10 protein-coding genes, 2 tRNA genes, 2 rRNA genes and 1 riboswitch are annotated in these 10,337 nt (G+C 54.0%); of the genes, 2 read left to right on the forward strand and 12 right to left on the reverse strand.

All coding sequences use genetic code 11. The features are described 5' to 3' along the window. The first annotated feature begins 9 nt into the window (after positions 1 to 9). Together WN56_RS08320 and WN56_RS08325 are read left to right on the forward strand one after the other, a co-directional pair. Complete coding sequence (locus WN56_RS08320) at positions 10 to 990, forward strand: LysR family transcriptional regulator (protein WP_046074598.1); 981 nt, start codon at positions 10 to 12, stop codon at positions 988 to 990. Between the two features lie 63 nt (positions 991 to 1,053). Beyond that, complete coding sequence (locus WN56_RS08325; protein WP_046074599.1) at positions 1,054 to 2,841, forward strand: aminopeptidase P family protein; 1,788 nt, start codon at positions 1,054 to 1,056, stop codon at positions 2,839 to 2,841. A 53-nt stretch (positions 2,842 to 2,894) separates the two neighbouring features. Here the strand turns inward: WN56_RS08325 and WN56_RS08330 are convergent, their stop codons facing one another. The 12 genes from WN56_RS08330 to WN56_RS08385 all read right to left on the reverse strand — a co-directional run. Further along, positions 2,895 to 3,125, reverse strand: coding sequence for a glutaredoxin family protein (locus WN56_RS08330; protein ID WP_046074600.1), 231 nt, complete (start codon positions 3,123 to 3,125; stop codon positions 2,895 to 2,897). Positions 3,126 to 3,138: 13 nt separating this feature from the next. Beyond that, entirely contained in the window at positions 3,139 to 4,290 is a 1,152-nt protein-coding gene (gene thiH / locus WN56_RS08335) for a 2-iminoacetate synthase ThiH (RefSeq protein WP_046074601.1), read from the reverse strand. After that, positions 4,290 to 5,063, reverse strand: a complete 774-nt coding sequence (locus WN56_RS08340; RefSeq protein ID WP_046074602.1) for a thiazole synthase — start codon at positions 5,061 to 5,063, stop codon at positions 4,290 to 4,292. Before WN56_RS08340 ends, thiH begins: the two co-directional genes overlap by 1 nt. Before the next feature lie 2 nt (positions 5,064 to 5,065). Continuing rightward, entirely contained in the window at positions 5,066 to 5,263 is a 198-nt protein-coding gene (gene thiS, locus WN56_RS08345; RefSeq protein ID WP_046074603.1) for a sulfur carrier protein ThiS, read from the reverse strand. Beyond that, positions 5,247 to 6,014 carry a HesA/MoeB/ThiF family protein gene (locus WN56_RS08350; protein ID WP_046074604.1) on the reverse strand — a complete coding sequence of 256 codons (768 nt, stop codon included), beginning with the start codon at positions 6,012 to 6,014 and terminating at the stop codon, positions 5,247 to 5,249. Before WN56_RS08350 ends, thiS begins: the two co-directional genes overlap by 17 nt. Then, positions 5,998 to 6,666: a thiamine phosphate synthase gene (gene thiE, locus WN56_RS08355; RefSeq protein ID WP_046074605.1), complete on the reverse strand. Its 669-nt coding sequence runs from the start codon at positions 6,664 to 6,666 to the stop codon at positions 5,998 to 6,000. Before thiE ends, WN56_RS08350 begins: the two co-directional genes overlap by 17 nt. Continuing rightward, a complete protein-coding gene (thiC, locus tag WN56_RS08360; RefSeq protein WP_046074606.1) occupies positions 6,663 to 8,639 on the reverse strand; it encodes a phosphomethylpyrimidine synthase ThiC in 1,977 nt (658 codons plus the stop codon). The genes thiE and thiC overlap by 4 nt, the downstream gene beginning before the upstream one ends. 93 nt (positions 8,640 to 8,732) lie before the next feature. Next, a riboswitch (TPP riboswitch) is annotated at positions 8,733 to 8,832 on the reverse strand. A 56-nt stretch (positions 8,833 to 8,888) separates the two neighbouring features. Further along, a complete protein-coding gene (gene crcB / locus WN56_RS08365) occupies positions 8,889 to 9,269 on the reverse strand; it encodes a fluoride efflux transporter CrcB (protein ID WP_046074607.1) in 381 nt (126 codons plus the stop codon). A gap of 143 nt (positions 9,270 to 9,412) precedes the next feature. Next, positions 9,413 to 9,489, reverse strand: a tRNA-Trp gene (locus WN56_RS08370). A gap of 266 nt (positions 9,490 to 9,755) precedes the next feature. Beyond that, a tRNA-Asp gene (locus tag WN56_RS08375) sits at positions 9,756 to 9,832 on the reverse strand. Between the two features lie 59 nt (positions 9,833 to 9,891). After that, a 5S ribosomal RNA gene (rrf, locus tag WN56_RS08380) occupies positions 9,892 to 10,007 on the reverse strand. 86 nt (positions 10,008 to 10,093) lie between these two features. After that, a 23S ribosomal RNA gene (locus WN56_RS08385) occupies positions 10,094 to 10,337 on the reverse strand; the annotation flags it as partial.

The raw sequence follows: 10,337 nt of genomic DNA on the forward strand, positions 1-10,337 counted from the left end.
ATACCAGCAATGGATTTGGATCAGCTGCAGCGCACCGACCTCAATTTATTGGTGTGCCTACATGTATTGTTGGAAGAGTGCAATGTCACGGGCACGGCGAAACGCCTACATTTAAGCCAATCGGCGGTAAGTAAAAATTTGGCCCGACTAAGAGCGCAATTTAACGACCCACTTTTTACGCGAGCGGCCCACGGGCTCAAACCCACGGTTCGGGCGCAAGCCTTACAAGCGAAACTACGCGCTTTACTCAATGATGTTGCGGCGATGACCGAGCCAGATCACTTTCAGCCGCACTTAAGCGATCGCTGCTTTCGCTTTGCCCTCGTCGAGAGCGCCTATCCATTGCTACTGCCACAGTTTATTGGCGATATGCTAGAAGCGGCCCCAGCTATCACACTCAATACCGCCGCTTGGGATCAAACCACCTTTGATGGGCTTGCGCGAGGCAATATCGACTTTGGTATCACCGGCAAGGACTTAAATCCCGCCGATGCCATGTTGACCATGATGCCGCCCAAAGGCGTGCGCTACCAAGAGCTTTGCCAAGATCACCAGTGTGTGTTGATGCGTGCCGATCACCCTGCACTCAAGGGGCCATGGGATGAAGCGCGTTACCTTGGACTGCGACATGTACAGGTGAAGTGTGATGGGAATGACCGCTGGCTGTTGGACTATAAACTGGCAGAGCGTAATATTGAGCGTGACATAGCCATGTACGTGCCAGATTTCAACAGTGCGGCGAGCCTGTGTACCTATACCGACCTGGTGTTTACCTCACCAAGCCAGTTTGCGCATTATATTGCCGCATCGCTCAATTTGGTGGTACGGCCGTTACCAACGCCAATACCGCCGATGGCGTACACCTTGTTTTGGCATCAAAATCAAGAAAATGACCCAGGGCATCAATGGCTGAAAGCCTTGATTATTTCGCGCTGTCAGCAATTTAGCCCAGCGAAATTGCAGCCTATTGCCAATCGCGCTAGGGTCTAACCCACCGGCTTTTCACGCGTGGCCGAACATGGCGAGTTCACCCTATACAAAGAAGGAAGAATAATGGACGCGACCCTTACTAAGCGTATTGAGCAGCTAAGACACTGGCTGGCTCAACACGACTATGACGCCCTACTCATCCCCCATGAAGACGAATATCTCGGTGAGTATGTGCCTGAGCACAACGAACGCCTGCATTGGGCGACCGGCTTTACCGGATCAGCAGGCGCCGCGGTGATCACCCGCGACAAGGCGGCGATTTTTGTTGATGGCCGCTATGTGGTTCAAGTCCGTAAGCAAGTCCCCGCCGGCCTGTTTGACTACTGCCATCTGATTGATGAGCCACCGGTGCAATGGGCCCAACAACAATTGCCCAAGGGCGCTAAGCTGGCTATCGACGCTCGCATGCATAGCGCCGCTTGGTACAAACGCACTCAACGCACGCTGGATGGCGCTTTGACACTGGTAAGTGTTGAGCAAAATCCGATTGAAAGCCTGTGGGACGATCGCCCCGCCCCGCTTAATAGCCCTGCCATTTTACTAGGTGAAGAGAAAACCGGCCGCGCCAGCTTGGATAAACGTCAAACCATTGGACAGCAGTTAGCCGATCAGAATCTTGATGCCGCGGTACTCACTCAACCCGATGCCGTCTGTTGGCTGCTCAATATCCGTGGTCGCGACATCCCACGTTTGCCGGTGGTGCTAACCCAAGCGATTATCAAGCAATCCGGTGACGTGACGGTGTTTATCGACCCTGACCGTCTCCCCGAAGGCTTTGCTGCTCACGTAGGCCAAGGCGTGAGCGTCGCGCACCCTGATAGCCTGGTTGATGCCCTGCAAGCGCTGAGTGGTCAACGTGTATTGGTCGACCCAAACGGTGCCAATGCCTGGACACTGGACACCCTCCAACAAGCGCAAGTCACCGTGGTGGAAGCGCAAGACCCGTGTGCGCTTGAAAAAGCGGCCAAGAACCCGCAAGAAATCGCCGGTATGCAAGCCTGCCACGTGCGCGATGGTGTTGCCGTGACCCGCTTCTTGGCGTGGTTTGACCGTCAAGTCGACGCCGGTGAACGCCCTGATGAAGCCGTGCTCGCAGACACCCTGTATCAATTCCGCCAACAAGACGATCAACTGGTCGACTTAAGCTTTGATACCATTTCCGCCGCCGGTGGCAATGCGGCCATGTGTCACTATAACCACAACAATCAGCCCAAACCGAGCGTGATTGAGAGCAACAACGTCTACTTAGTCGACTCAGGCGGCCAATACTATGACGGCACCACCGACATTACCCGTACCGTGCCGGTGGGCGAATGCAGCGCTGAGATCAAAAAGGCCTTCACGCTGGTGCTTAAAGGGCATATTGCGCTGGCCACCGCGCTGTTCCCGAAAGGCACCTCAGGCAGCCAGCTTGATGCCTTAGCACGCCAGTATTTGTGGCAACACGGCTATGATTTTGACCATGGCACCGGTCATGGTGTCGGGCATTTCTTGGACGTGCACGAAGGTCCGCAGCGCATTTCCAAAGCGCCCAATAGTGTCGCGCTATTGCCGGGTATGGTGGTGTCAAACGAGCCGGGCTACTATCGCGCCGAGGCGTTTGGGATCCGGATTGAAAACCTCGAGTTGATTGAAGAAAAGCCCACCGAGGGCGACATGACGATGCTCGGGTTTGCCTCACTCACGCGTGCGCCGATCGATCGTCGTTTAGTTGATGTGAGCTTGCTCAGCGAGGCGGAAATTCAGTGGTGGAATCGCTATCATCAAACCGTGTGGGATGAAGTCAGCCCGCACCTCGATGATCAAGACCAAGCTTGGTTAAAACAAGCGACAGCGCCGCTAAGCCGTTAAGTCGCGTCTTCACCGAGTGTGAAAAACAAAAAGCGTCCGATTGGACGCTTTTTTTATTCCCCTTTCAGGGCTTTCTCGACCGCTTTAGGCGAAAAGCCGCGCAAGGTGGTATCGCCAATGCAAATCACCGGGACACCCCGCGACCCTGTTGCTGCCAGCAGCTTCTTGCCTTTGGGCGTAGCCGTATCGACAACACGATAACGCAGCCCCTTTTTATCCAAGTAAGCTTTGGCCGCCTCACAGTGAGGACAGCGCGGGCCCATATATAAAGTAATACGTTTCATGCCCGCATTGTCGCTAACCCGCTGCCGTTTGTGAAGCCATTTGCACCTGACGCGCGATATCGTAGATGTTATCCCAATCTTTCCATACCACCTCAAAACCGAGGGCACGGACGCTGGCGGCTACCTCTGCCGCGCTGCGCTCATCACTGATAGCAAACTGCTCCAATTGTGGCTCCGGGTTCGCGTAGCCGCCCGGTTGGGTTTTTGACGCCGCGGATAAGCTCGTGACCCCAAGCGGTAACACATTGTCGCGAAAGTGCGGTGACTCACGTGTCGATAGCGACAGCTCCACCTGCGGATTCCACAACCGATAGGCACAAATAAGCTGAACCAGTTGCTTGTCGGTCATCACCGATTTCGGCTGTAAGGCGCCCGCGCAAGGGCGTAAGCGTGGAAAAGATAGCGAATAGCGGCTTTGCCAGTATTGCTTTTCCAGATAATCGAGATGCTGGGCGGTAAAAAAGCTGTCGGTACGCCAGTCCTCAAGGCCAATTAATGCGCCGAGACCAATCTTATCGACCCCTGCTTGTGCCAACCTATCTGGGGTTTGCAACCGATAGTGAAAGTCGGTTTTATTCCCGCGCTTGTGGTGTTCCCCATAGGTTGGAGCGTGGTAGGTTTCTTGGTAAACCATCACCGCATCCACACCTTGTGCCACCAAGGCGCGATACGCCTCGGTATCCAGCGGCTGCACCTCCATCGCCACATGATGAAAGTATTGCTTCACCACCGGTAAGGCGCGGAGAAAATAGTCGAGCCCCACCTTGGTTTCATGCTCACCGGTCACCAAGAGCACACTATCAAAGCCCATCTTTTTGATCGCTTCACACTCGGCGGCGATCTCGGCTTCATCCAGCGTGCGCCGTTTTATTCGGTTTTCCATCGAAAAACCGCAATAGGTACACACGTTAGCGCACAAATTGGAGAGATACAGCGGAATATAAAACCCCATGGTGTAGCCAAACCGCTGCCGCGTCAGCGCCGCAGATTGCTGAGCCATGGCCTCGAGATATCCTTCAGCGGCAGGACTGATCAGGGCGGCGAAGTCGTCCAAATTACGCGAGGATTTAGCCAGCGCCCGCTCGACATCTTGGCGCGTTTTGCTGTAAATCGAAAGCCGATGATGATCCCAATCGAGTGCTGCCCACCGCTCAGAAAAACTCATCACGCCTCCTTAGCGTCAAGAAACGCGGTTAAGGGGCTAGAAGCGTGGGCGTGATTATTTGAGCCCGCCAGCCTAGCGCGATACGCACATCGTCCGGCTTCAACCGCTTGTTTAAACGCCGCGCCCATGGCAATCGGATCGCCGGCGGTGGCAATCGCGGTATTAACCAAGACGGCATCGGCGCCCCTCTCCATCGCTAACGCCGCATCTGACGGTGCGCCAATGCCGGCATCAACGATCACCGGCACACGGGCTTGCTCGATAATGATGTCGAGAAACGCCATTGAGGCCAGCCCTTGGTTGGAGCCAATCGGTGACCCAAGGGGCATCACCGCCGCGCAGCCCACCTCTTCCAAGCGCTTACACAGCACAGGATCAGCATGACAATATGGCAGCACCACAAACCCCTCATCCACAAGGGTTTTCGCCGCTTGAAGGGTTTCAATCGGGTCAGGCATCAAATATTTGGGGTCGGGGTGAATCTCCAACTTCACCCAGTGCGTTCCCAATGCTTCTCGGGCAAGACGCGCGGCAAAGACCGCTTCTTGCGCATTCTTCGCTCCCGAGGTATTGGGCAGCAGGTGCACACCTAGCTCGCGCAGCGGGGTTAAAATATCATCTTGTATGGCATGGACATCGACTCGCTTTAGCGCCATGGTGACCAGTTCAGTACCACTGGCCGCCAGTGACTCGGCCATGGTCTTGCGACTAGCAAACTTGCCGGTGCCGGTTAACAGCCGAGATGAAAACGTCGTATCCGCAATGGTTAACATGATTATCCTCCGGCAATCGCTTGAAAGACCGCCAAGCTATCGCCAGCGGTGAGTGACGTGGATGACCAAGCATCACGCGCAATAATGGTCTGATTTAGCGCCACTGCGACTGATTCGGCCGGCACCTTCATCTCCTCAATCAATTGCGCGACAGTTGTGGCATTGACCTCTGTCGGCGTGTCATTAATGGTTAACTGCATCGCTTACCTCCCGCTTTGGCTGACAAACCGCACAATGCGGATCCACGGGCAGCGAAAAGTGCTGCCATGTCATGGTTTGTCCATCCAGTCGTGACAAGCGATTGGTTTCGACCGCCTGCCCTAATAACAACTTTATTCCTTCCAGCGCTTGCGCGGTGGCCATCATGCCGACCACAGGTCCCATTACCCCAGCTTCAGCGCAGCGTGTGGGTTCAGAAAGCGTCACGTCTGCGAAGGCGCACGCATAACATGCGCTATGCGGTTGATAAACCAATAACTGGCCTTGCCAACCGATCGCTGCCGCGCTCACCAACGGCGTACCAGCCTCTACACAGGCTTGATTGACTGCATGGCGAGTGGCGAGATTATCACTGCAGTCAAGGACCACATCCGCCATCGCTACTTCAAGCGCCAGACGCTCACCTTCTAGATAGGCATTGATGGCTCGGCACTGGCAATGTGGATTCAGCGCGACCAAGTTAGCGGCTAGTGACGCGGCTTTATCGGTGCCGATTTGCGCCTCCCGATACGCCACCTGACGCGCCAAGTTAGATAGCTCAATGTGGTCCGAGTCAGCAATCGCTAACTGACCCACGCCAGCGCCTGCAAGATAGAGGCCCGCGGTGGTTCCAAGCCCACCGGCACCGACCATCAACACGCGCGCCTTGCTAAGTGCCTGCTGCCCGCTCTCTCCGACTTCTGGCAGCATGATTTGCCGGCTATAACGCAGGTATTCACTGTCCGATAGCATCACGCCCTCCTTGTTGTATTGATGGATTAAGACAGCGGTCAAATGCGTCAATGCGCGCCGCTAAATCAGGCGCTTGCGTCACGGCACGGACCACCGCAATGGCGTCCACGCCAGTGCGCCAAACGTCAGGGGCTCGGTTGAGATCAATACCGCCAATCGCCACCGTCGGAAAACGGCCATCCACAGTCGCCACCTGCTGTGCTAACGCAGAAATGCCTTGCGGCGACTCGGCGAGCTGTTTGGTGGTGGTGGGAAAAATATGGCCGATGGCAAGATAACTGGGCGAGAGCGCAATCGCTGCGGCAAGCTGTTCGGGACTGCGCGTCGATACACCTAGGCGCACGCCTTGCCGCGCAAGCCGGTCAAGGTCCGCCTCTTGTAAGTCTTGCTGCCCCAGATGAACGCCATAGGCGCCAGCTTCAAGCGCAAGCTGCCAGTGATCGTTGATAAACACCTGCGCATGGTGCGTGCGGCCCAATGCCACCGCGCGCTGTACCCAGTCTGCCAATTGTGGATGGGCTGGCTGCTTCACACGCAGTTGCACGGTTTTCACGCCCAAGCAAAGTAAGCGTTCAAGTAAATCCACGTCGTCTACCACCGGATATAATGGGCCTATGCCTTCCGACATAGGCGCAAACGGGGTCAGGCTCATGATTCCACCTTATCGCTGTCGCTTACCTCAGCGCCTTGTTGTGGCGAATGATTAGATTTTTGCAGGTAGAGCTCACTGCCCTTTTCTCGAAACTCTTGCGATTTTTGCTGCATGCCTGCTAACGGGTCTTCCAGCATGGTGACATCAATCGCTTCGCCCGCAGCGGCATAGCCATTTTCTTTGGCGTAATCGCGGACTTCTTGGCTGATCTTCATGGAGCAGAATTTTGGCCCACACATGGAGCAAAAATGCGCGACCTTGCCCGACTCTTGAGGCAGGGTTTCATCGTGATAAGTACGCGCCGTCACTGGATCTAATGCAAGGTTAAACTGATCTTCCCAGCGAAATTCAAAGCGCGCTTTGGAAATGGCGTTATCTCGCACCTGCGCGCCCGGATGTCCTTTGGCTAAGTCGGCGGCGTGCGCGCACAACTTGTAAGTAATCAGTCCGGTTTTAACATCCTCTTTATTGGGCAGACCCAGATGCTCTTTGGGCGTGACATAGCAAAGCATCGCACACCCAAACCAGCCAATCATCGCCGCACCAATCCCGGAGGTAATGTGGTCATAGCCAGGCGCAATATCGGTAGTCAGCGGGCCTAAGGTATAAAAAGGCGCTTCGTGGCAATGGATGAGCTGCTCGTCCATATTCTCTTTGATCATGTGCATGGGCACATGGCCAGGGCCTTCAATCATCACCTGTACATCGTATTCCCATGCCACCTTGGTCAGCTCGCCCAGGGTACGTAGCTCACTGAACTGGGCTTCGTCGTTCGCGTCAGCTACTGAGCCGGGACGTAACCCATCGCCTAGTGACAGCGATACATCATAGGCAACACAAATCTCGCAGATTTCACGAAAATGGGTATAGAGGAAGCTTTCTTGATGATGCGCCAAGCACCACTTGGCGATAATCGACCCGCCACGCGAGACAATCCCAGTCACGCGATTAGCAGTCATGGGCACATAGTGCAAACGCACCCCGGCGTGAATGGTAAAGTAGTCGACCCCTTGCTCGGCTTGCTCTATCAAGGTATCGCGCATCACTTCCCAGGTCAGGTCTTCGGCAACGCCATTCACTTTCTCAAGCGCCTGATACATAGGCACAGTGCCAATCGGGACTGGGCTATTACGTAAAATCCACTCGCGAGTTTCGTGGATATTGCGTCCGGTCGATAAATCCATCACCGTATCCGCGCCCCAACGGGTCGCCCACACCAACTTTTCGGTTTCTTCCTCAATGGAGGAGCTCACCGCCGAGTTACCAATATTGGCATTCACTTTCACGAGAAAGTTACGCCCAATAATCATCGGCTCCGCTTCTGGGTGGTTAATGTTGGCCGGAATAATCGCACGCCCTTCAGCAACTTCTTGGCGCACAAATTCGGGAGTGATGTTTGAGGGTAAATGCGCGCCAAAGCTTTCTCCTGGGTGCTGGCGATTTAGCTGCTCTTCACGATACTGCTGACGCCCCATGTTTTCCCGGATAGCGATAAATTCCATCTCTGGGGTGATAGTGCCTTGGCGTGCGTAGTGAAGTTGGGTCACACATTGGTTAGGTTTCGCCCGACGGATAGGCGGTAAGGCGCTAAAGCGAAGATCATCTAAGGTTTCATCACTGAGGCGAGTCTGCGCATAGTCTGAGCTCACTGCATCAAGAAACTCTGTATCGGCACGCTCATCAATCCAGGCTTTGCGCAGTGGCGCTAAGCCTTGGTAAATATCGATAGCACTCTGTGGGTCAGTATAAGGCCCTGATGTGTCATAAACCCGAATGGACTCATTGGCTTCGTAATGCGGATTGTCTTTACTACCACCCACTAAGGTCGGAGACAGATGGATCTCGCGCATGCCCACGCGAATATCGGGTCGCGATCCCTCGACATAGACTTTTTCCGAGTTGGGGTAGGTTTGCGCAGAAAGGGAATCGATAAAGGATTTGGCCTCAAGACGGGCCTGTTTACGGGTCGACATAGCATTACTCCGGTGTTCATTATGGGAATTAATGCTTGCCGGAAAACGCTGAATTGAGATGTGAGCAAACTGGCAGACGCGTAAGGTCTGTGATCTGATGCATCTCTTGTTCCCTTCGCTGGTCTTAACCAGATCAGGTTCAACGGATCCCACTTGATGTGGTCTCAGCCAATTGGCACTCCGACAAGTTCAATGCCAGTATAAGAAATCACCGCCGCAACAACAAGCGACGTAACACGATGTTTTCACTTAACCGGTGATGCGTGCTAGCAACCAAGCGCCCATCGCGGCTGCACTTAAGCACAACGCGAGATTGAGGCCCACATTCAACAAAGCTTTCACTGTTTCACCATGTTGGAACAGCATCAAGGTATCTACTGAAAAGGTCGAGAAGGTAGTAAATGCGCCCAAAAAACCAATCGCAACCAGTTGGCGCCAAGGCACCGGAGCAATCACCTCTTGACTCATCGCAGCTAAAAAGACGCCCATCGCTAATGACCCGAGTACATTTACTATTAAGGTGCCGTATGGGAATGCACGACCAAGCACCGCAACGCTCCACTCTGATACGAGAAAACGCGAGGATGCCCCTAATGCGCCACCAAGCCCTACCCACAATATGCTTACCACTGGGTGCTCCTTTCGATTGGTAAAAAGTCATCATACCGCGACATGTGAACAAGAAACAGGAGGAAGAAAAAGCCTAGAGGTGTGGTTGCTACCACAGAGAGTAGATACAAAAAAAGCACCGACAATGTCGATGCTTTGATGTGTGGCAGGGGTAGAGGGATTCGAACCCCCAACACGCGGATTTGGAATCCGCTGCTCTGCCAATTGGAGCTATACCCCTGTAGATAGGTGCCTATTGTAGCGATCCCGCGACAAATTACCACCACCAATTACTCTTCAGACGTTTGATCGCTTATTTATAAAGCAAATCTTTCCCAGAAGCCCAATAACAAAAAAACCCCAGCTTTTCAGCTAGGGTTTCTAAATAGTGGCGGAGGGCCGGAGTTGCGGACAACGGGCAGGCCATCCTGCGGGACTCATTCGCCCGCAGGGCGAACCTGCCAATAACAAAAAAACCCTACTAAAATTAGCAGGGCTTCTAAGTAGTGGCGGAGTGGACGGGACTCGAACCCGCGACCCCCGGCGTGACAGGCCGGTATTCTAACCAACTGAACTACCACTCCGCACCAATGCTGTATGACTAAAGACTTATATCTCTTTGCTTTAATCAATTGTATTCAAAGCCTGGCGATGTCCTACTCTCACATGGGGAGACCCCACACTACCATCGGCGCTGCTTCGTTTCACTACTGAGTTCGGCATGGAGTCAGGTGGGTCCAAAGCGCTATGGTCGCCAAGCAAATTCGGTAATCTAGAAAGCTGTTCGTTCTCGCCACAATCAACTGGCTTATTTTAAGTCCAACCCAAAACCTCTTGGGTGTTGTATGGTTAAGCCTCACGGGCAATTAGTACAGGTTAGCTCAACGCCTCACAGCGCTTACACACCCTGCCTATCAACGTTCTAGTCTAGAACAACCCTTTAGAGAGCTCGAAGCTCTAGGGATGACTCATCTCGGGGCCAGCTTCGCGCTTAGATGCTTTCAGCGCTTATCTGTGCCGAACTTAGCTACCGGGCAATGCGTCTGGCGACACAACCCGAACACCAGCGGTTCGTCCACTCCGGTCCTC

Origin of the sequence: Salinivibrio sp. KP-1, assembly GCF_000968645.1 — a bacterium.
In the GTDB taxonomy this organism is placed as follows: Bacteria; Pseudomonadota; Gammaproteobacteria; order Enterobacterales; family Vibrionaceae; genus Salinivibrio; species Salinivibrio siamensis.